The following is a 215-nucleotide window of genomic DNA, read 5'->3' as shown; positions in this document are numbered from 1 at the left end:
CGATCCGAAGTTCGCCCGCCGCAGTACCGAACACGGCTCCGGACTCGGCGTTTACCGCTGGGTCGTCGAACAGACCATCGCGCTGCTGCACTGGTTCCGTCGCCTGCGCATCCGCTGGGAGATCCGCGATGACATCCATGAAGCCTTCCTCAGCATCGCCTGCAGCATCATCTGTTGGCGCAGACTCAAGAAATACTCAATCTGTTAGGACCTCT

General features: G+C 59.5%; 1 pseudogene. It reads left to right on the top strand.

Annotated elements, in window-relative coordinates:
* A pseudogene (locus OO71_RS51170) lies at nt 1–208 on the top strand (IS5/IS1182 family transposase); the annotation flags it as partial.
* Between the last annotated feature and the right edge of the window lie 7 nt (nt 209–215).

Source organism: Amycolatopsis jejuensis (genome assembly GCF_000717335.1).
Lineage (GTDB): Bacteria > Actinomycetota > Actinomycetes > Mycobacteriales > Pseudonocardiaceae > Amycolatopsis > Amycolatopsis jejuensis.
Note: the sequence above shows the minus strand (reverse complement) of the source record. Positions and strands in the feature narration are given on the sequence as shown.